Raw genomic sequence first — 20,604 nt, 5'->3', positions numbered from 1 at the left:
AAGCTCTCCTTTAAAGCTGGTACTAATCAAATTAAGGCGGGATAGCCCGCCTTAATCTTCCAGCTGTTCATGATTCTCATTGGGTAATAGAACCGGCTTAAAGCTCTTACAAACCGGACTGCTCCCGGAGGGTTTCTGCCTTGTCTATTCTCTCCCAGGTGAAGTCTGCATCTTCCCGGCCAAAATGACCGTAAGCCGCAGTTTTCCGATAAATTGGTCTCCTTAGATTCAAGTCCCTGATTATAGCAGCTGGTCGCAAATCAAAATTCTTCTTTATTAGCTCTATTATCTTATCATCGCTTATTTTGCCAGTTCCAAAGCAATTCACATTTATGGACAGAGGGTTGGCCACCCCAATGGCATAGGCAACTTGAATTTCGCAACGCTCTGCCAACCCGGCAGCAACAATATTCTTAGCCACATATCTTAACATGTATGAAGCGGAACGGTCAACTTTGGTCGGGTCCTTGCCGGAAAAAGCACCACCACCATGCCGGGCCATGCCGCCATATGTATCCACTATTATCTTTCTTCCGGTTAAGCCACTGTCACCCTGGGGACCTCCGATTACAAAACGCCCGGTGGGATTGACATAAAAAAGCGTATTGGCATCAATCATTTCGGGCGGAACAACCACTTTAATAACATTTTCAATTATGTCTTTTTCGATGGTAGCACTGGATACTTCGGGATGGTGTTGCGCCGAAACCACTACTGTATTGACCCTTAGCGGTTTGTCGTCTTCGTACTCTACCGTAACCTGAGTCTTTCCATCTGGTCTCAAATAGGGAAGAATCCCTTCCTTGCGAACTTTGGCCAGTCGTTCAGCCATCTTGCTGGCCAGATAGATAGGCATGGGCATAAGAACAGCAGTTTCATTACTGGCATAGCCGAACATCATACCCTGGTCTCCAGCCCCAATAGCATCCAGTTCTTCATCGCTCATTTCACCTTTTTTAGCCTCAAAGGCCCGATCTACACCCATAGCAATATCGCTGGACTGCTCATCAAGGGAGGTTAGAACTGCACAGGTCTCCGCATCGAAACCATATTTAGCCCGGGTATACCCGATATCCTCGATAGTGCTGCGAACCAGGCGCGGAATATCCACATAGCAGTTGGTGGTAATCTCACCGGCCACCAGAACCAGGCCGGTGGTAACCATGGTCTCAGCCGCAACACGCCCATAGGGATCAAGAGCCATAATAGCATCTAATACTGCATCGGAAATCTGGTCTGCCACTTTATCCGGATGCCCTTCGGTAACCGACTCAGAAGTAAATAGCGTTCTTGTCAAATTAATCATCTCCTTAAGTCATGTATTCTAAATTAATTTTACTACTTCATCCAGTATGGCCCCAGCTACTTCCTCTTTACTCATTTTGGGCAGGGAAGAAACCCGTCCATCATTACTTATGATAGTAACGATATTGGTGTCCGTAGCAAAACCGGCTCCCTCCATGGTGACATCATTGGCCACAATGATGTCCAGCTTCTTGCTCTCCAATTTCTTACGGGCATTCTCCAGTACATTCTCTGTTTCTGCTGCAAATCCTACCATAATCTGATGATCCAGCTTGTTCTTGCCTAGTTCCTTCAAAATATCGGGAGTCCCTATCAGCTCTAATACCAGTTTTTCGGTGTGTTGTTCTGTTTTCTTAAGCTTTTGGTCGGCTACCTGGGCAATTTTAAAGTCGCCTACTGCTGCCGCACCAATTATTATGTCACATGCCGCCTGATATTTCAGCATCGCTGCACACATCTCTTCCGCTCCCCAGACTGAAACCATCTCAACTCCAGCCGGGGGCTCCAGATGAGATTTTCCACTTACCAAAACAACTTCAGCGCCCCTTGATACTGCTTCCCGCGCTATACAATAGCCCATTTTCCCAGTACCCCTATTAGCAATAAACCTGACTGGATCAATATCCTCACAGGTTGTTCCGGCATTAACCATCAAACGCTTTCCCAATAAATCTTTTTTGGGAAACAACATTCGCTTGATTTCAGCCAGAATTTCCGGGGCTGCTGGAAGCCTTCCCGGACCACTGCTACCACAAGCTAGTTGCCCAGTACCCGGTTGCATCACGCTGAAGCCATAGTCATGCAATTTTTTCAGATTATCCTGTACTACCGGGTTGATAAACATATTGCTGTTCATGGCAGGAACAACTAATACCGGAGCAGTGTTGGCCAGAACTACAGTTGAAAGCAAATCATCAGCCAGGCCATGGGCCATTTTGGCTATAAAGTTGGCTGTTGCCGGAGCAATTACCAGCAAGTCCAATTCTTCTGCTATTCCAATATGCTGGACTTTCCACTCCTGGCTATCCTGCCATAGGCTGGTAATTACTTCTCGCCCAGACAGGGTCTTAAAAGTTAGGGGTGTTACAAATTTACTTGCTGATTCGGTCATCATTACGATAACATCGATATTTTCTTTCTTGAGCAGGCTTACCAATTCTGCCAGCTTGTATACCGCTATACCGCCAGTTATCCCCAGTCCAACTGTCTTTACCATAACTATACCTCCTTGGAACCGTCGTTTTTTGATGGCACAATTATTACTCTACCATTCACGACATCATCCAAAGCCCGGGTTACCATCGTAGAAAGGCGGTAGTTTTCATCATTTTTACACTTCGCGGAAAGAGATCTGGCTCTTTTGGCAACCGCAACTACCACTGCATATTTACTATTAGCTATGTTGAGTAATTCTCTGGTGGAAGATGGAATCACCCATTATCACCCCATATTCAAATTATTTATTTTACACCTTTCAGCAATAATAATCGCAGTAACTTTTTGGAGAGCGCGGTCAATTTTATCATTAACCACAAGATAATCATAATAATCGATATGCTTTAATTCATTCTCGCAGGCAGCCAGGCGTGCTTCTATGCTATCCTGGGAATCTTGTCCCCGTGAAAGCAGGCGATAAGCTAGTTCTTCCAGGTTGGGCGGGTAGATAAATATAAAAACTCCTGATGGCATCTTCTCCTTAACCTGTAGAGCTCCTTGAATGTCAATCTCTAAGAGAACATCTCGGCCTTGGTGTAGATGATTTAATACAAAATCCCGCGGAGTTCCATACATATTGGAATATACCTGAGCCCATTCTAGAAAGGCATCCTGCTCAATCATCTCCCGAAATCTGGCCTGATCAATAAAAAAATAATGTTGGCCGTTAACTTCTCCAGTTCTCGCCGGGCGAGTAGTTGCCGATATTGATAGATTCAGGTCCTTGGTTTGGTCCAGTAAAGCCTTTTTAAGAGTTCCCTTTCCCACACCTGAAGGACCTGATATTACAAATAAAATACCTTTTTTATTCATTTTTATTACACTTCCAGTGAAAATTAAGACTCTTCATTCACGTCCTTGGATGAAAGACGATTAGCAACAGTTTCCGGTTGAACCGCAGATAAAATAACATGTGCACTGTCTGCTATAATAACTGCTCTGGTTCTGCGGCCATAAGTGGCATCAATCAAAATTCCTTTTTCCCTTGCTTCCTGGATAATCCTTTTTATTGGGGCTGATTCAGGGCTTACTATAGCTACTATCCTATTAGCAGCCACAATATTTCCAAAGCCAATATTTACTAATTTTATGTCCATAACTATCCCGGATTAACCGGATCCACCTCCTGTTATTCAATATTCTGCAACTGTTCTCTGATTTTTTCCAGTTCGGCTTTGACCTCGACCACTATTTGGCTCATTTCCAGGTCATTTGCTTTGGACGCAATGGTATTAATTTCCCGGAACATTTCCTGAACCAAAAAATCAGCTTTTCGACCGATGGGATCATCACTGTTCAAAAAATTCGAAAGATAATCGCTATGGCTTTTGAGCCTGACAATTTCCTCAGTGATACTGGATTTATCAGCAAAAATAGCTGCTTCCTGAACAATCCTGGCTTCATCAAGCATTTGCTGAGATACGAGTTCGCTTATGCGTTTTCGCAGCCTTTCCATATTCTCCTCTGCTATCTCTGGAGATTTACATTCCAACTTTTCTACCCGGGAAAGAATCAACTGGTTCCTTTGCATTATGTCGCGGGCCAGGTTTTGTCCTTCATTTATCCGCATGGTCAGGAGTTCTTTCATAGCTATTGTTATGGCCTCTTTAAGAACCTCCCACAGGTTTTCCCAATTCTCTTCCTTCTCTTCCAGAGAAAAAACTTCGGGCAAGCGGAAAACGTCAATAACTCTGATTTCTTGCGAAATATTTAGTTTTTCTGCTAAATCCTTCAAGTAGTAATAATAAGCTATCGCCAAATCTTTGTCAAGCTTGATATCACGCAGTGAATCATCTATTTTCTCGATATTTATGTTGACATCCAGTCGCCCCCGGTTTACAAAATTTTTAAGCTCTTCCCGGATACGATCTTCGAGCAGGGTATAGCGCCGGGAAATTCTTATATGCGGGTCAAGAAAACGATGATTTACTGACTTAATCTCCAGGCTAATCTTGTAGCCCTCATTAGTAACCTGACTATGTCCAAAACCAGTCATACTTTTTATCATTGTAAAAAATCAACCTTTCGCCACGAATTACTCCACTGTAAAAATATTCTGCTAAGCATTAATTTTAACATAATCCCATTTGAAAGCAAAAACCCTTTTCCATAGATGAAGAATTAATCTTAAGATAAATTTCCATCCAGTAAGCAACAGAATCACGGCCCATTGCCAGCAATTCAGGCCCACGGAATTAAAGACTCCCTGCATCCAGGGTATATAAAGCACCATCAAATGCATGCTGATGGAACAAAATACAGCTAACAGCAGAAATTTGTTTTTGAAAAAACCCAGTTCAAAGGCGCTGTATTTTTCCGACCGGCATTCAAATACATAAAATAGCTGAGCTACAACCAGGGTAGTAAAAGCCATGCTGCGGGACAGCGGTAGTGGATCTATTCCATTAAGACGGGAATATAATAAAGCTATCGTAAAAGCCAGGAGGGTAACGATACTAATATAGAAGCCGCGTGAAAGAACCATCCATCCCAGACGGCGGGCAAATATCCCTTCGTCTGCTGCTCGGGGTTTACGCTTCATTATTTCCGGTTCAGGTGGTTCAAGACCCAAAGCCATGGCCGGCAAGCCATCGGTTACCAGATTAACCCAGAGGATTTGAATAGGAATCAAGGGCAGAGGCATGCCCAAAACTGAAGCTAGAAACATGACCAGTACCTCACCAATATTACAACCTAACAGATAGCGAATAAACTTCCTGATGTTATCATAAATAGCCCGGCCTTCATAAACTGCCGAAATAATGGTGGAAAAATCATCATCAGCTAAAATCATCGATGATGCCTCCCGGCTCACTTCTGTTCCACTTATACCCATGGCAATCCCAATATCAGCGGATTTCAGGGCCGGGGCATCGTTTACTCCATCACCAGTCATGGCTACAACTTCCCTATGTTTCTTCAAAACTTCTACAATGCGGTTTTTCTGTTCGGGAGCAACCCGCGCAAAGACACGGGTGGTCAAGGATTTTCGGTATAAATCCTGCTCAGTCAAATGTTCTAATTCACTTCCGCTGATAACCTCATCACTTTCACTAATTCCTATCTTCCTCGCAATAGCACGGGCGGTAGCTGGATGATCCCCCGTAATCATTATCGGTACAATTCCAGCATTTAAGCAGGCGGCAACAGATTTCTCCACCCCGTTGCGGGGTGGGTCACTCATTCCGCAAATCCCCAATAGAGTCAAGTTTGACTCCAAAAGATCATCCGCCAAAATAATTTCTCCAACGCTTATTTTTTTGGCGGCAAAGCCTAAAATCCTTAAGGCTTCCTCTGCCCATTGTTCCTGTAAACAGGAGAAGTATCGCCTATCCTTCTCCAGCAGCGGCTGAGCTTGACCCTGTTTAATTACCCGACTACAAGAGGGCATAAGAACTTCCAGGGCGCCCTTGGCAAAAACAAAATAATCTCCATCTGCTTCGACTACTATACTCATCTTTTTTCTGCTGGAATCAAAGGGTATTTCTTTGAGGCGCTTATACACCGCAGTCATACCTGCTTTTTCTGCCATTACCAGTAAGGAAGCTTCGGTCGGGTCGCCTTGAATCTGATAACTGCCCTTAATCTTTTCCAGGGTTGCATTATTGCAGTTTAGAGCAACCTGCATTATTAACCGACTATTCATATCAGAAAGAGGGTTGACTTCATTGCCTTGGTGGTGGAAGCTTCCTCGTGATTCATAGCCGTTTCCCGTTATCTCCATTACTCTATCTATAGTGGCCAGTCTTCCCACCGTCATCTGATTCTGGGTTAAAGTTCCAGTCTTGTCGGAGCAGATCACCGTAGTGCAACCCAGGGTCTCAACTGCTGGCAGCTTCCTAATTATGGCGTTTCTCCGGGCCATTTTCTGTACTCCAAGAGCCAATACCACCGTCACAATCGCCGGAAGGCCTTCAGGAATAGCAGCGACAGCCAGACTAATTCCAGCCATAAGCATAACCATTACATTTTCACCACGATAAATACCCAAGAGGGTAACTAAAGTACAAAGCAGCAAGCAAATCACAATGAGAGTTTTCCCCAGTTGGTCCAGCCTCATCTGCAGTGGTGTTTGCGGTCGTTCCGTATCCTTCATCATTTTTGCTATTTGACCCACTACTGTGTGCATACCGGTTGTGACTATAACTGCTCGCGCCCGGCCTCGAGTTATAACGGTTCCCATAAAAGCCATATTTTTTCTTTCAGCCAGAGGAGTGGACTCCGGGATAATGCTAGAGTGGTTTTTATTAACCGGCAGGGACTCCCCGGTCAAAATCGCTTCATCTATTTCCAGGCTGAAACTTTCCAAAAGCCGGAGGTCGGCAGGTACTTTGTCTCCCGTTTCCAGAAACACAATATCACCTGGCACCAGTTCAGAAGCGGACACCTTAATCCGCCTTCCTGCCCGCAAAACCAGAGCAAATGGTGATGCTAGCTTTTTTATTTCTTCCAGGGAGCGTTCCGCCCGGTATTCCTGGATAAAACCCAGGGAAGCATTTAATACCACTATAGCCATAATAGTAATAGCATCAGCCATGGCTCCAATAAGGCCTGATATAACTGTAGCTCCTAGAAGAACCAGTACCATGGTATCTGTAAATTGATTTATAAATAGAATCAAGGGATTAAGCCTTTTGTCTTCTTCCAAGGAATTGGAATAAATCTTCTGTCGTTGGCTTACCTCAGCCAGACTTAATCCCTCTTTTCGATTTGTATCCAATAATAGCAATACTTCATCCAGGCCAGCACTGTGCCAGGAACAATTTGGCATAATTTAGCCTCCATTGAATCATTTTGACAAATTCTTATTCAATGAAGGCTTATAAAAGAACAAAGGACAGGCCTTAAAGCCTATCCTCTATATTCAAAATATGATGTCATTGCATAAAGCCCAAACTTATGAGCGCTGAGCTAGCCATTCCGCAATGGTAGGATATACCTCATTCCTGGCTCTGCTTCCGAATACCAATCCCCCATGACCTACCGGATACTGTAAACTAGTCTTGTCCTGGGAAGAGCTAAGGTCAAGAATAGGGGTGCTCTGCTGCGGTAATACGATATGATCAGTTTTCCCGGTGAGCACCAACAAAGAGGCATCTATATTGGATAGAACTACCCGGCGGCCCTGAATAATGAATTCGTCTTTAACCAGGGCATTATCCTGGTAAAGATACTTTACCCACTCCCGGTAGGCTTTACCAGGAAAGTGAATATTGTCATCCACCCATTTATTCAATGCTTTCCACGCTTCGACTGACACGCCTTCGTCAATAGATTTCCATAGACGAGTATAAGTGGCTACAAAATTATTAACGGGATTTAACATCTTAAGCCCGAGATCAATAAAATCCTTGGGGATAAGAGAAAATGTGTCAGTAACCTTGTCCACATCAAAAACGGATGCTTTCAACCATATACTGGACAACCCCGCATCTCCAAAATCAATGGGGGCCGCTACATAAATCATATTTTTAATCTGTGGTTGGGAATACAGAGCTGCATACATAGTGGCTATAGTACCACCCATGCAATAGCCCAGAATGCTCAATTCATTTACATTGGAAAACTGGCAAACCTTGTATACTGCCCGGTAAACATAATCTGCAATTATCTGGTTAAAGCTTAAATCCCGGTCTTCCCAGTCAAACTCTCCCCAATCCAGGAGGTAAACATCAAAACCCTGGTCTACCAAGTATTCAACCAGGCTCATACCTGGTCTTAAATCAAGTATATATGCCTTATTAATGAGGGCATAGATCATCAATAAAGGGGTGCGATATTTATATCCTTTATGGTTGACATAACGATAGAGACGGCTCTTGTTCTTTCTCCAGACAATATCCTTGGGGGTCATGCCGGTCTCGGGAAGAGGGTCAAAATTGATTATATCCACCCATTTGCGAGTGGTATCCAGCAAGCGGTCATAGCTTTGTTGCAGTTCCATTCCTACATCTGCTGCGGATTCATTGTGTAAAAAAGGTTTTTTCATTCTTCCTCTTCTCCTTCACTGAATTCGCTGTTCTTATTTGATGATGTGGTCGCGCGGCGGTATGGCCACAGCGACTCCATCCAGAATCAACTCGCCGAACTGGTTGAAACAGGAGGTTCTTAGCTTAACTCTTCCCCGAGGCAGCTTTTCCAATACTTCAGTTTGAGCTCTAATAGTATCATTGATAAAACAAGGTTTTAGAAAGCGGATATCCTGGGTCTCATATATGGTTCCAGCTCCCGGCATACGATTACCGATGACATTGGATATCAATCCCACCAGCAACATACCATGAACCACCCGCTTCTTAAAATGCCCCTGGCGCGAGCGCACTTCATTAACATGCAGCCAACTGAAATCACCAGTGATACCTGCGTACTGGTAAACATCCGTTTCAGTGATGGTTTTTTCTACATAGTCCATATCACCGATATTTAATTCATCGTAAATATGTTCAATCATCCGGCAAAACTCCTCCCCCTCATCCAAGTTCCAGTACCATTCTATTCCCTAATAAACTACAAGTTCTTAAGTAAAGTGATGATCCCAGATTCCTGTTTACAGGAACCTATGAGCAAAGCGCTCCGCATTAATAGCGCTTTCTAATACTGCGGAACTGTGGCGAGGCTCTGCTCCGACATTATTAGCTTGCTAAAGCTAATAATCACAGATATTAGACCTTCCCAGATCATTACTAAAGCTCATAGTCCTCACTATCTTACAAGGCTAATATTAATCTGACACAGTGGTTTTTTCTGCGGCTTTCTTCCGGCTTCCTTTTTTGCTTTTAGGCGCTTCTGCCGCCGCTTCTATCTGCTCGGTTTTCTGATTGACCTTCAGGCTCTGAATATTTCGATTTATCTCTTGTAACTCAGTTTTTAATGAAGATAATTCTTGTTTAAAAAGATCCTGAAAATCCGCCATTTTCATAAGACTATCAGTCATCTTACGAAAATTATCAATAAACTGGAACTCCATCATGTCCACTTTTTCTTCCAGCGAAATAACCAGTTCAGCTACCCGGGCCACATCTTTTTTGCTGGGTACAATCCCCTTTTCCGAGAACTTGTCCATCTGCTGGTGACTTATCTTGGACATAGCCAGGTACTGTTCCAGAGTCTTGTCCAACATAGCAACAAAGGTTTCAGTACTAATAAAACCCTTCATAGTCTTGGACCAATCGCCCTCAGTGCTAAAATACATTTGTTTCCACAATTCGGCCAGATCCGGGATTTGAATATCAGTTTTTGCTTTGTCACCCTCCTGGGACATATAACTCCTGGCTCCTTTCACCTGGATTCTTGACTAAGAGACAATGCGGTTATGGCATCAAGCCATAACCGCTGTTTCGTTAAGCAATTATAGGATTAAAGGTTTTCCACCTTTTTGGATAGGTCGTCAACCTTTTTATTCAATTCATCAAAATAATTAAAATTTGGGAAATCAACATTCTCCATGGTGGCATTTACTGCCTCTTGCATCATCTTTTGCATCTGTTGTTGATTCTTTTTAGCCTGGTTCATCAATTCCTCAACCAATTTGGTTGTTTCTTCTCTGGCCACTTTTCTTTGATCCAGATATTTCCTTATCATGTTTTCGATCTGTTCTTGTGTCCATGACATGCTCCCAAGAGTAACCAACCACATATCCCATAGTTTTTCAGCAGAACTTTCACTAATTACAAATGCCTTTTTCAGGTTTTCTTTATTTGCCATTTATAACTTCCTCCTCTCAAAAATAGGCTCTCTTTTTCAATGACGACTACCTCTTACCACCTCCTTAACTAGCACATGAAAGACCGATTATCATAATTTGTATGCTAAAATGGGTAAGATGTCCTCTATTTCCTAAATTTTATTCTAACACAAATCAAGCCTTTGTAGTAGAGGGGAATAATTCTCGAAGCATAAAATTAACTGAACGACTCCACTGCAAAAACCCTTTTTGTTGCATAAGGGTTGCATGAATATACAAAACGAGCGTTGGTGAAGGCGAAAGCGGGCGGGCGATGACCGCCCCTACAATGCCTTGCGGTCGCTAGTTGTTGCGCCTGATTCGGAACGACACGGGGGTCGTTCCCTACACACCCTGCGGTCGCTATTATGTATTTATTACTTTTTGCAGTGACATCAAGAATTTATTAACTAGATGAAGTTTTCAGAAATACGCTCTTTAAAACTTTAAGGTCTGGCAAGGCCAAATCTTCCTGGGGGTAATTAACAAATAAAAAGACCATGCCGTCTTTCTTATATTGTCTGTAGCTTACAAATTCACCATGAAACCCAAAGGATTTTAAAACGAATTCTGCGGTTCTTTGTCCAAAAAGAATAATAAATCGGGGTTGCAATATAGTAATTTCTTCTATTAAAAAAGGCAGGCAATACACTATCTCTTCATTTCGTGGCCTTACTAATATACCGTTACACGGCTCTTGTTTCAACAAGCATATATTGTAATTATCCAAATAGCGTTCTGAAGAGGACTGGTATTGAGTATATGGGTCAATAGCGTTTCGCATAGTACAGGCTTTGGGAGAGCATCTTACCAGAAAAGTATGGTAAATATCTTTAAGCTTAAATTCAAGTTGGATAAAACTTCTTAGCTCAATTAGCTTTTTAGAGTCATGGGTCAGCTTGTTATTGGACTCAAAAACCATCATAAGCTCGGGCTGCAATTCGCCCTTGCCCAGAGCGGGTTTTCCAGTACATTTAATCAAAGAATTACAGCGACAGCATCGTAAAATCCTGTCCTCAAGCACAATGATTTGCCGGATAATTTCTTCCCTGCTTGATGGCATTTCGTCCTCCCCGAAATAATATTGGGCGCAATGAAAAGGCCATTGTTCTAAATCTATTAATAACTGCTTAATATATCTGGAATAAAAATAGCATAGAGGAATTATGAATAGTGCTTTGAAGTGCCAAATCCTATCGCTAAACACCAAAGTCGGTAATACTTGAAAAACCTCTAAAAGTATATCCTGGGGTTGGTCCTTCTGATATATATTATAATAATTATATTTATGCAACCCTTCTGCATCAAAAGGATTTTTTGCAGTGGAACCATATACCGCTCAGCAACATTTCTTTAATCCTTTAGTTTTTCCAGGTATTCCCGGGTACGCAGGTTTACCCCCCAGGTAGCATCCGCCAGTTTTGTAGAGATGTAACTTCGCATATTATCATCGATTTCGGGATTACTTATGTCTAGAATAACATAAAATGCTCTTAGTATATCAACCATGTTCGTAAACAAACGCTCAACCGGGGCTTTTTTTAGCAAAGCGTCCTTTTTACCATAGAAGAAGATCAATCTTTTCATAACCCAAAGAATTTCTTCATTGGACCATATTTTCTTATCTATTATCTCTGTCAACAATAAGTCTGCCCCTAGAGTATTTTCTTTTCTTTCTATATCCTGCCATTCCTTGGTGCCAAAGATCGTAGGGGGAAGGCCAAATTTTTCCAAGATGTTCTCGTTTTCCTCCATCGATTTACCTCCTAAAAATTCCTTGATTCTAATTTGCCAATTATTTAATGAAATATCCGGCGGGCACCAACATATTTACCCGCATAATAACCTTCGCTCAATGAAGAATAAATAACCCCACCGCTTCGTGGAGAACTGGAATGAATGAATTTCATATCGCCGGAATAAATTCCCACATGATCAATTCCCCGGCCTCCGCAGGCAAAGAACACCAGATCGCCGATCTTCATTTCACTTCCATCAAGCTCGGCGCCGGTTTTAAACTGAGCGGCGGCATTATGAGGCAAGTCATAACCAAAGTTTGAAAAGATATATCTTACAAAGCCGGAACAATCAAATCCAGCTGGGCCTTCTCCCCCATAGCGGTATGCTGTTCCTAAATATTGTGCTGCTTTTTCAATAATGAACCTACCATCAAGAGGAACACCCGATCGGGACGGATTGGCTAAATTACGATTCTCGACCCTAAGTTGATGCCCTTCGTTCAGTATATCACTGTTCAAATTGTTCAATTCCTTTAGTCGTGCAACAGTCATACCAAATTTTTGGGCAATAAGCCCTAAATTATCTCCCGCTTGTACTGTGTAACTCTCTTGTCCTACAGCAGTTATATCTTTTCCCGCCTCGGCCTCTCTATTTCCTCCAAGTAACAGCTTTTGCCCTATCTTGAGAGAATCAGAACTCAAATGGTTTATTTCCTTTATCTCCTTAATACTAATTCCCTGTTGCGCGGATATCTTCCACAGGCTATCACCGGATTTTACTATGTAAACAGATTCACTGGCTTCGAGGCTTGTCCCACCCATAAGTAAAAATATTGGAAGCAAAAATATAACAGCCCAAATACTTCTCATTATTCCCCTACCTTTCCCAAAAAAAATTTCCCACTTGATAATTTTCTACAGGGGTAGGGGAAATCCTCCCAAACTCATGTTCTTCTTGCTTGTTTTTTACTCCTATTTTGCTGATAGTCAAAAATATTTTGCATTTTTTCCCTACTAACACCAAAAGAACCGAATTTTCCCCGGCCTTCCTCTTTCCCATATCCATGAAAATCAGAGCCTCCAGTAATTAGTAGCTGGTGCTGCTGGCAGAAAGCGCTATATTTGAGAATCTGTTTATGATTGTGCTCTGGATAAAAAACTTCAATTCCTTCAATGCCCAAAGCAATAATATCCTCAACTAAACTATCGTTTCTAATGAGACCTGGATGAGCAAGGACAGCTATACCTCCGGCTTCATTTATTAGAGCAATGGCCTCTTCAGGCAAGAATTTATAACGATTAACATAAGCTGGTCTTCCTTTGCCGATATATTTATCGAAAGCTTCCTTTACAGAAAATACATAAGAATTCTCCATCAACGCCTGGGCAATATGTGGTCGGGCAATCAAATCACCCTGAGCTAGTCTTTTCACCTGGTCTAAATCAATATTTAAGCCCATAACAACCAGGCGATTTATCATCTTACGGGCTCGTTCTAAACGCGCTTCTTTAATTTCCTGTAAACGCCCCAATAGTCGATGATCATGATAATCGATAAAGTAGCCTAGAATATGAATTTCTTTTTCAGTCAGTTCAGTATTCAATTCTATTCCGGGAACGAAATCCAGAGCCAGACTATTCTCCGCTATAAAACGGCGGGCCTCTTCCAGACCATCTATCGTGTCATGGTCAGTTATTGCCAATCCTGGCAATCTCATCTCACTGGCTTTGCCCAGCAGTTCAGTTGGACTTAATAGACCATCTGAAGCAGTAGTATGAGTGTGTAAGTCATATAGCATTTAAAACCCTCTTCATTACTCTTAAGGCATTCCGCTGAAGAATCATCTCCACTTCTTGCGGGAGGAACCCTCTGTCATGAAGCCCTTGTTCCAGTGTAGCATAAGCCTCAACTCCAGGTAAAACCAAACTATCTGTTCCATCGAAGTCAGAACCGAGAGCCAGGTGTTTAACTCCTATTAAGTCGGAAATATAAACTGCATGATTCAAAAAGTCCTCAAGTGTTGCTTTTCCCTCTTTTACGAAATGAGCTACCTGATTCAGACCTATCACAGCTCCATTTTCAGCCAATACCTTTAATTGTTCATCACTCAGATTCCGCGGATGATTACATATAGCTCGGGCATTGGCATGAGTCACCATTACAGGCAAATTATAATAATCCAAGGCCTCAAAAAAGGCCTGCTCAGATATATGGGAGAGATCCAGCAGAATTCCGCTTCGCTCAATTTCCTTAATAATATCTTTCCCATACCGAGTCAAGCCCCCGGCATTTCCTCCCTCAGCAATGCCCCCGGCCAGTTGATTGGAATAATTCCAGGTCAGACCGATACTACGCAAGCCCATCCGGCATAGTTGTCTAAAAACAGCCAGGTCGGTCCCAATTGCTTCCGCACCTTCAAGGTGCAGCAGACAGGCTATTTTATCCGTTTGTCCCACTTTTTGCAGTTCATTGGAACCCAGAATCTGAAAAACACGCAAATAATTTTGCTCTAGTTCATGATAGAACTTGTCTATCTGTATAAGGATTTCTCGCAGAGAGCTATCAGCTTCCCGACTGGAGCTGAATAAAGCAAATATTTGCAAACAAATACCAGCTTTTTTTGCCCTTTCCAGATCAAAATGCCGCCTATTATTTAGCAACGCTTCATTCCGTACAGTAATTTCTGAAATAGTATCACAATGCAAATCTACAATCTGCATAATTATCCTCCCTTCTACAGAAAAAACCTGCCTTCATGGCAGGTTAATATTCTATAACGGCAAATTTTAATATCATATTATCTGGGCTCAATAATTAGCTTAATGGCGGTTCTTTCCTCTCCATCAATTTTTATATCGGTAAAAGCAGGGATACATATCAGATCCATGCCACTGGGAGCAACAAATCCACGTGCAATAGCTATTGCTTTCACAGCCTGGTTGATGGCTCCTGCACCTATAGCTTGTATTTCAGCAGCTCCTTTTTCTCGTAAAACTCCTGCCAGAGCCCCTGCAACCGAATTAGGACTGGATTTAGCTGAGACTTTTAATACCTCCACTAATATAACCCCCTTCAAAAATTATAAAAACAGATAAGTTGCTCTATATTTATCTATATTCTAAACTTATCTGGTAATTCCTTCTTTTTTCCATAATTGTTTTGGTTAAATTTTCATGAACCCGTAATTTATCATGGGGCCGGTTCTTCTGATATAGGATCATAAGGATTTGATTAGAAAATAGAGTTTTGATGCAGAAGGGCGCAGACCCTGCGGGTGTGACTGTTAAGGTTGTATCAAAAAATATTCTTATTCTTGTTGCCCCTATTTTCATCGGTGGTTGCGGCCCCGGCCATCGGGGGTTATACGAAAATAAGGAGTGCGGGATGTAACAAGAGAACCTTCCCCTTGTTACATTGAAGTAAAGAGAGAATTTATGACTTAGGCCGGTAATTTCTGTGAAATTCGCGCAATGCTGATGCAGTTATGGCTAGCCTCGTCGAAGGTTAATGCTACAGCCTGAATCTGGCAGGCTCCCTTCGCCACCTCAAGCCGCACCGGTCTCTGGGTAATTATCTTTTGAATAACCTGCTCTTTTTGCATACCCAGAATGGAATCAACCGGTCCGGTCATCCCCAGGTCGGTGATATAGGCTGTCCCCCTGGGTAATATCTTTTCATCGGCAGTTTGAACATGGGTATGAGTACCTAGAACGGCAGCAACTCTCCCATCAAAATAATGGGCAAAGGCCAGCTTTTCACTGGTGGCTTCAGCATGAAAGTCTACAATAATTAAATCGGATTTTTCTTGCAGCTCGGCAACAATATCATCTACAACTCGAAAAGGACAATCCAGAGACGGCAGAAAAACTCTCCCTGAAGCATTGACCACCGCGATCTTCTGGTTAAAAGCGGCGGAATATACATGATACCCCTGTCCGGGGCAATAAGGAGGATAATTGGCTGGTCTTATCAGACGGTGTTCATCATCAACGAAGCCAAATATTTCTTTGTTATCCCAAACATGATTACCCATGGTTAAAACATCAATATTAAGGGAAAGCAGTTCCTTCATTACCTCACGGCTCAAACCCCTTCCTCCAGCCGCATTTTCAGCATTGGCTATGGTAAACATAATATTATGGTCTTTTTGGATTTGGGGTAATAAGGTTCGAATAGCTCTTCTACCAGGTCTGCCAACAATATCACCAATAACAAGAATATTCAAAAAACAACCTCCGTCTACCGGTTAAATACAAATACCCGACCTTCCTTGCGATAGGCCAGGAAATCGGTGGAATTGGAGCTATCCCGGTTTATTTTTTGCATGAGACTTCGTTTGAGCTTTCTCTTAAATGCATCTTTAGCCACTATATCATTATTATCCTTTACTAGTAAATTATCAAATTCCTCTCGCAATAGCAAGATTAACATACCTATCTCATCCTGAGACAAGGTTCCCACATCTCGGTAAAATCGCAAAAAGGAAAGTTCTGATTTATCAATCAATTCAACTTCCATTAACCCTGGCTTTTGTCCTAAAAGCTGGTGAAACAAATTCAGGCAATCCCTGGTTTTTTTCAAGAAGGACTCCCGCCTGGCGATTCCGATTGTACCGTTAAGAGCCACTTCCAATATCAGCTGCTCTTTATCGGCCAGGTATTTCACTGCATTTATTTCCGGATGATTAAGCGAAACTGTTAAAAAAACATCCAGTCCCAAATCTCTGTCCATTACCCATCTTCTCCTTAAAAAACTAATTATAAACCATTTCTTCAGGGAAATAGTAAAGTCCTTTAATTTAGGACTTGTAAAAAATAGCAGGCTTTCCATTACGCAAGAGCATAAAAAAAGGGCTCGAAATAAGCCCTTTTTTATGATTGCCAGAACCCAGGAAGAAGAAATTACTTCTTTTATGTAGCTTCTATTCCTTGAATTACTTGGCATATTCTACTGATCTGGTCTCCCTAATAACAACAACTTTAATTTGACCGGGATAATCAAGATCCTGTTCAATCTTGGCGGCTATATCCCGAGCCAGATTAAGCGAATGCAGGTCATCAATTTCTTCTGGTTTGACAATTATCCTAATCTCCCTACCCGCCTGAATGGCAAAAGTACGGTCGACTCCAGAAAAAGATTCGGCCACATTTTCCAGTTTTTCCAATCGTTTTATATAGGTTTCCAGCGTTTCTCTTCTGGCTCCCGGACGAGATGCTGATATGGCATCGGCGGCCTGTACTAAAACGGCCTCTACCGTTTCTGGGTCTACATCTCCATGATGAGCTGCTATACCGTGAACAACATCCTTGTTTTCCCGATATTTCTTAGCCAGATCAACCCCTATTTCGACATGAGGACCAGCAACCTCATGATCAACAGCCTTCCCTATATCATGCAATAGGCCGGAACGTTTAGCCAGCATTATGTCAACATCCAATTCGGCTGCCATAATCCCAGCCAGATGGGCCACTTCCACTGAATGCCGAAGAACATTTTGTCCGTAGCTGGTACGGTATTTTAGCCTCCCCAACAAGTTGATCAGCTCTGGATGCAAACCATGAACTCCCACCTCAAAGGCGGCTTGTTCACCTACTTCACGAATTTCCTGGTCTATCTCTTTCCGGGCTTTCTCCACCATTTCTTCAATACGAGCCGGATGGATTCGCCCATCAGATACCAAATTACCCAGGGCAACCCGGGCAACCTCTCTTCTAATCGGGTCAAAGGATGACAAAATAACCGCTTCCGGGGTATCATCGATTATCAAATCAACTCCCGATAAAGCCTCAAAAGTACGAATATTTCGCCCTTCCCTACCTATGATTCGACCTTTCATTTCATCATTGGGCAAAGGAACCACCGATACGGTGCTTTCTGAAACAACATCGGCGGCACACCTTTGAATGGCCAGTGATACAATATTTTTAGCCTTCTTATTAGCTTCTTCCTTGGCCTCGCTCTCAATGCTCCTTATCAATAAGGCCGTTTCCTGTCTAATTTGTTGTGCAGTATTATATAAGAGTAATTCTTTGGCTTCTTCAGAACTTAATCCGGAAAGACGCTCCAATTCCTTTAGTTGTTGACTAAGAATCATCTGCAAGTCTTGCTGGGTTTTCTCGGTTTCTTTCTCTTTGTCCAGAAGAACTTGTTCTTTCTTTTCCATGTTTTCCGTCTTCTTGTCAATCATTTCTTCCTTTTGTATTATGCGTCTTTCGACTCGATCCAGCTCACGCCGCCGCTCACGGATGTCCTTTTCGGCATCCTGTCGGTTGCGATGGATCTCATCCCTGGCTTCCAGCAAAATTTCCTTCTTTTTTGCTTCAACTTCCTTGGTAGCCTCATCCAGCATTTTGGCTACTTCTTCTTCAGCAGTACCTATTCTGCTTTCCGCCAGAAAGCGTCTCCCATAATAACCCCCGATTAATCCCACGGCCAAAGAAAGGGTAATTATAACAAAACTAGTTAGGTCTATCTCTATCACCTCCTTTTTTTTATTTTTCAATAAATAGTATTCATGCCTTTAATCTGCTGGCTTTGATCACTGCCGGCCAATCCGGTTTAAGGAAAATCTAGCCTGGAAAGCAAAAAACCGAGTTGAAACTCGGTTCATAGAGAAGCCTTTAAGTACCTAATATTGTTATTTGCACCACAAGATACTAAGGCAAGAATGGAACACCCCATACTTATCCCATAATATAATGGTGAGCATTACAACAACTCACTTTAACCTTAACAGACAAGCTAACACTTCCTGGCAGTATGCCGTATATCGGAAAGATATAGGTTTCCTTCATAGCCAATGGACAACATCTATATAAATAAGCAGTCTATATGGTCAAGCTTTTCAGGTAAGACTTCCAACCAGAGCTTTATATAAATATTAGTTAGTTTCCCTATGGCTGTCAAGCTTCCTCTGCCGGGTTGCTTGCTATATTCTTTTCCTGCTTCATTTCTTTTATCCGGCTTTCCAATAAAACCATGAATTCAGAGTGATTTTTAAGATATTCCTTGGCATTTTCCCGTCCTTGTCCCAATCGTTCGCCCTGATAGGCATACCAGGAACCACTTTTCTGAATTATATCCATGGCAACAGCGATATCCAGGAAATCGCCTTCCCGCGAAATACCTATCCCATACATAATATCAAATTCCGCAGTTTTGAAGGGGGGAGCCACCTTATTCTTTACTACCTTGGCTTTGGTTTTATTACCTATCGGATCTGCACCCTGCTTTATCGTCTCACCCTTTCTTACCTCTATTCTTACGGAAGAATAAAACTTCAGGGCCCGGCCACCGGTGGTTGTCTCTGGATTGCCGTAGACTACTCCTACCTTCTCCCGTATTTGGTTGATAAACAAAACACAGGCGTTGGACTTACCTATGTGAGCTGTGAGCTTTCTTAATGCCTGTGACATCAAGCGTGCCTGCAAACCCACATGAATGTCTCCCATTTCTCCATCCAGCTCAGCACGGGGAACCAGAGCCGCTACCGAGTCGATAACTATAATGTCAATCGCACCGCTCCTGACCAAAGCCTCAGCAATTTCCAGAGCCTGTTCGCCAGAATCAGGTTGAGACACCAGTAGGTTGTTGATGTCAACTCCCAGTTTCTTTGCATAAAGTGGATCCAGCGCGTGTTCAGCATCAATAAAAGCTGCCATACCGCCTTCTTTTTGAGCTTGAGCGATAGCATGTAAAGCTACCGTGGTTTTTCCCGATGACTCCGGTCCAAATATTTCAATTACCCGACCCCGTGGTATCCCTCCCACACCCAGTGCCAGGTCCAGGGAAATGCATCCCGTAGAAATAACCTCAACATTCATACTGACAGCATCACCCAGTTTCATTATTGATCCCTTGCCATACTGTTTTTCAATATTCTTAATAGTGCTATTAAGGGCCTCCAATTTACCTTTATTTAACTCGTTAATCTCCACCCAAAACCCTCCTCAAACATTTGTTCGTTTCTAATTAAGAATATATGAATTATCTAAAAATGTCAAATTATTTCTGGGTTGTCAAGGGGATGGGCCTGCCCCTACATTGCTCACGCCGTTTACTAGCCCCTGAGCATAAATCTCTTATGAAGAAGATAAGTGGGTCCCCGGGACGACAGCTGGCTTTCCATCAATTGAAATTCGTGGACGGGAAAAGAGATATTTTCAACTTCCCGATTGATGAGAGCCAGCTGTTGCAGCAAAAGCTCTTTATTGCTCTCCGAACGTATCCTGCCCAAAGTAAGATGGAAACTGCGTCTTTTCTCGGGTTCGAAACCCAATATGTATAAATGAGCATCAACCCTTTCACCCAGGAAATTGAGCTTTTCCATTTCCCCTTCAATCCCCAGCCAGATTACCCGCGGTCGCTTTTGGTTGGGGAATACTCCCAGTTTATTTACTCGCAGCTGGAGGATGGGACAAGAGTCAGCTACGGACTCCATATCTTGCTTGATTTTTTCCGTGAGTTCCGGCTTGATTTCGCCCAGAAACTTCAGGGTCAAGTGGTAATTCTCTCTTTCCACCCATTTTACATCTGCCGCTGTCGAAACCAGCTGTTTTTTTATGCTAAAGGCATAGTCTTTCAAATAGTCAGGTACTGTAATAGCTAAAAAGGCTCGCAGA

At 42.6% G+C, this 20,604-nt stretch carries 22 protein-coding genes; all 22 read right to left on the bottom strand.

Features of this window, described 5'->3' with window-relative positions; translation table 11 throughout:
• Positions 1 to 106: 106 nt before the first annotated feature.
• Complete coding sequence (metK, locus tag PHP87_RS02025) at positions 107 to 1,297, bottom strand: methionine adenosyltransferase (protein ID WP_299917854.1); 1,191 nt, start codon at positions 1,295 to 1,297, stop codon at positions 107 to 109.
• 27 nt (positions 1,298 to 1,324) lie between these two features.
• Entirely contained in the window at positions 1,325 to 2,521 is a 1,197-nt protein-coding gene (gene coaBC / locus PHP87_RS02020) for a bifunctional phosphopantothenoylcysteine decarboxylase/phosphopantothenate--cysteine ligase CoaBC (protein ID WP_299917852.1), read from the bottom strand.
• Between the two features lie 2 nt (positions 2,522 to 2,523).
• Positions 2,524 to 2,739, bottom strand: coding sequence for a DNA-directed RNA polymerase subunit omega (locus PHP87_RS02015; protein WP_299917850.1), 216 nt, complete (start codon positions 2,737 to 2,739; stop codon positions 2,524 to 2,526).
• Between the two features lie 6 nt (positions 2,740 to 2,745).
• Positions 2,746 to 3,333: a guanylate kinase gene (gmk, locus tag PHP87_RS02010; protein ID WP_299917848.1), complete on the bottom strand. Its 588-nt coding sequence runs from the start codon at positions 3,331 to 3,333 to the stop codon at positions 2,746 to 2,748.
• Between the two features lie 23 nt (positions 3,334 to 3,356).
• Positions 3,357 to 3,617 carry an extracellular matrix/biofilm regulator RemA gene (remA, locus tag PHP87_RS02005; protein ID WP_011640650.1) on the bottom strand — a complete coding sequence of 87 codons (261 nt, stop codon included), beginning with the start codon at positions 3,615 to 3,617 and terminating at the stop codon, positions 3,357 to 3,359.
• 32 nt (positions 3,618 to 3,649) lie between these two features.
• Positions 3,650 to 4,528: a YicC/YloC family endoribonuclease gene (locus tag PHP87_RS02000; protein ID WP_299917846.1), complete on the bottom strand. Its 879-nt coding sequence runs from the start codon at positions 4,526 to 4,528 to the stop codon at positions 3,650 to 3,652.
• Positions 4,529 to 4,579: 51 nt separating this feature from the next.
• A complete protein-coding gene (locus PHP87_RS01995; RefSeq protein WP_299917843.1) occupies positions 4,580 to 7,291 on the bottom strand; it encodes a calcium-translocating P-type ATPase, SERCA-type in 2,712 nt (903 codons plus the stop codon).
• A 126-nt stretch (positions 7,292 to 7,417) separates the two neighbouring features.
• Positions 7,418 to 8,509 (bottom strand): alpha/beta fold hydrolase, encoded by a 1,092-nt coding sequence (locus PHP87_RS01990; RefSeq protein WP_299917840.1) that lies wholly within the window; start codon positions 8,507 to 8,509, stop codon positions 7,418 to 7,420.
• Between the two features lie 33 nt (positions 8,510 to 8,542).
• Positions 8,543 to 8,971 (bottom strand): MaoC family dehydratase, encoded by a 429-nt coding sequence (locus PHP87_RS01985; protein ID WP_299917838.1) that lies wholly within the window; start codon positions 8,969 to 8,971, stop codon positions 8,543 to 8,545.
• 270 nt (positions 8,972 to 9,241) lie between these two features.
• Positions 9,242 to 9,781, bottom strand: coding sequence for a hypothetical protein (locus PHP87_RS01980; RefSeq protein ID WP_299917835.1), 540 nt, complete (start codon positions 9,779 to 9,781; stop codon positions 9,242 to 9,244).
• A 95-nt stretch (positions 9,782 to 9,876) separates the two neighbouring features.
• Positions 9,877 to 10,224 (bottom strand): phasin family protein, encoded by a 348-nt coding sequence (locus PHP87_RS01975; RefSeq protein WP_299917833.1) that lies wholly within the window; start codon positions 10,222 to 10,224, stop codon positions 9,877 to 9,879.
• 425 nt (positions 10,225 to 10,649) lie between these two features.
• A complete protein-coding gene (locus PHP87_RS01970; protein ID WP_299917832.1) occupies positions 10,650 to 11,306 on the bottom strand; it encodes a uracil-DNA glycosylase family protein in 657 nt (218 codons plus the stop codon).
• Between the two features lie 290 nt (positions 11,307 to 11,596).
• Positions 11,597 to 11,998 carry a hypothetical protein gene (locus tag PHP87_RS01965; protein WP_299917830.1) on the bottom strand — a complete coding sequence of 134 codons (402 nt, stop codon included), beginning with the start codon at positions 11,996 to 11,998 and terminating at the stop codon, positions 11,597 to 11,599.
• Positions 11,999 to 12,042: 44 nt separating this feature from the next.
• Positions 12,043 to 12,804: a C40 family peptidase gene (locus PHP87_RS01960; RefSeq protein ID WP_299917890.1), complete on the bottom strand. Its 762-nt coding sequence runs from the start codon at positions 12,802 to 12,804 to the stop codon at positions 12,043 to 12,045.
• A gap of 122 nt (positions 12,805 to 12,926) precedes the next feature.
• Complete coding sequence (locus PHP87_RS01955; protein WP_299917828.1) at positions 12,927 to 13,781, bottom strand: PHP domain-containing protein; 855 nt, start codon at positions 13,779 to 13,781, stop codon at positions 12,927 to 12,929.
• Positions 13,771 to 14,703, bottom strand: a complete 933-nt coding sequence (locus PHP87_RS01950) for a dipeptidase (RefSeq protein WP_299917825.1) — start codon at positions 14,701 to 14,703, stop codon at positions 13,771 to 13,773. Before PHP87_RS01950 ends, PHP87_RS01955 begins: the two co-directional genes overlap by 11 nt.
• A gap of 77 nt (positions 14,704 to 14,780) precedes the next feature.
• Complete coding sequence (locus PHP87_RS01945) at positions 14,781 to 15,041, bottom strand: stage V sporulation protein S (protein WP_011640662.1); 261 nt, start codon at positions 15,039 to 15,041, stop codon at positions 14,781 to 14,783.
• Between the two features lie 381 nt (positions 15,042 to 15,422).
• Positions 15,423 to 16,208 (bottom strand): TIGR00282 family metallophosphoesterase, encoded by a 786-nt coding sequence (locus PHP87_RS01940; RefSeq protein WP_299917813.1) that lies wholly within the window; start codon positions 16,206 to 16,208, stop codon positions 15,423 to 15,425.
• A gap of 14 nt (positions 16,209 to 16,222) precedes the next feature.
• Positions 16,223 to 16,714: a hypothetical protein gene (locus PHP87_RS01935; protein WP_299917811.1), complete on the bottom strand. Its 492-nt coding sequence runs from the start codon at positions 16,712 to 16,714 to the stop codon at positions 16,223 to 16,225.
• Positions 16,715 to 16,916: 202 nt separating this feature from the next.
• Positions 16,917 to 18,464: a ribonuclease Y gene (gene rny / locus PHP87_RS01930; protein ID WP_299917887.1), complete on the bottom strand. Its 1,548-nt coding sequence runs from the start codon at positions 18,462 to 18,464 to the stop codon at positions 16,917 to 16,919.
• A 421-nt stretch (positions 18,465 to 18,885) separates the two neighbouring features.
• Positions 18,886 to 19,920, bottom strand: coding sequence for a recombinase RecA (recA, locus tag PHP87_RS01925; protein WP_299917808.1), 1,035 nt, complete (start codon positions 19,918 to 19,920; stop codon positions 18,886 to 18,888).
• Positions 19,921 to 20,042: 122 nt separating this feature from the next.
• The gene (gene thpR / locus PHP87_RS01920) at positions 20,043 to 20,603 is read right to left on the bottom strand and encodes an RNA 2',3'-cyclic phosphodiesterase (RefSeq protein ID WP_299917885.1); all 561 of its coding nucleotides are present in this window, start codon (positions 20,601 to 20,603) and stop codon (positions 20,043 to 20,045) included.
• Position 20,604 lies beyond the last annotated feature (1 nt).

The sequence above is a fragment of the Syntrophomonas sp. genome, from assembly GCF_028707975.1.
Taxonomy (GTDB): Bacteria; Bacillota; Syntrophomonadia; order Syntrophomonadales; family Syntrophomonadaceae; genus Syntrophomonas.
The sequence above is the reverse complement of the archived record's forward strand: the minus strand, read 5'-3'. Positions and strand labels throughout refer to the sequence as shown.

Bases quoted from the DNA above. Each gene is read 5' to 3' on its own strand.
- coaBC (WP_299917852.1), bottom strand. From the start codon at position 2,521: ATGGTAAAGACAGTTGGACTGGGGATAACTGGCGGTATAGCGGTATAC.
- gmk (WP_299917848.1), bottom strand. From the start codon at position 3,333: ATGAATAAAAAAGGTATTTTATTTGTAATATCAGGTCCTTCAGGTGTG.
- remA (WP_011640650.1), bottom strand. From the start codon at position 3,617: ATGGACATAAAATTAGTAAATATTGGCTTTGGAAATATTGTGGCTGCT.
- PHP87_RS02000 (WP_299917846.1), bottom strand. From the start codon at position 4,528: ATGATAAAAAGTATGACTGGTTTTGGACATAGTCAGGTTACTAATGAG.
- PHP87_RS01995 (WP_299917843.1), bottom strand. From the start codon at position 7,291: ATGCCAAATTGTTCCTGGCACAGTGCTGGCCTGGATGAAGTATTGCTA.
- PHP87_RS01990 (WP_299917840.1), bottom strand. From the start codon at position 8,509: ATGAAAAAACCTTTTTTACACAATGAATCCGCAGCAGATGTAGGAATG.
- PHP87_RS01985 (WP_299917838.1), bottom strand. From the start codon at position 8,971: ATGATTGAACATATTTACGATGAATTAAATATCGGTGATATGGACTAT.
- PHP87_RS01980 (WP_299917835.1), bottom strand. From the start codon at position 9,781: ATGTCCCAGGAGGGTGACAAAGCAAAAACTGATATTCAAATCCCGGAT.
- PHP87_RS01975 (WP_299917833.1), bottom strand. From the start codon at position 10,224: ATGGCAAATAAAGAAAACCTGAAAAAGGCATTTGTAATTAGTGAAAGT.
- PHP87_RS01970 (WP_299917832.1), bottom strand. From the start codon at position 11,306: ATGCCATCAAGCAGGGAAGAAATTATCCGGCAAATCATTGTGCTTGAG.
- PHP87_RS01965 (WP_299917830.1), bottom strand. From the start codon at position 11,998: ATGGAGGAAAACGAGAACATCTTGGAAAAATTTGGCCTTCCCCCTACG.
- PHP87_RS01960 (WP_299917890.1), bottom strand. From the start codon at position 12,804: ATGGGTGGGACAAGCCTCGAAGCCAGTGAATCTGTTTACATAGTAAAA.
- PHP87_RS01955 (WP_299917828.1), bottom strand. From the start codon at position 13,781: ATGCTATATGACTTACACACTCATACTACTGCTTCAGATGGTCTATTA.
- PHP87_RS01950 (WP_299917825.1), bottom strand. From the start codon at position 14,703: ATGCAGATTGTAGATTTGCATTGTGATACTATTTCAGAAATTACTGTA.
- PHP87_RS01935 (WP_299917811.1), bottom strand. From the start codon at position 16,714: ATGGACAGAGATTTGGGACTGGATGTTTTTTTAACAGTTTCGCTTAAT.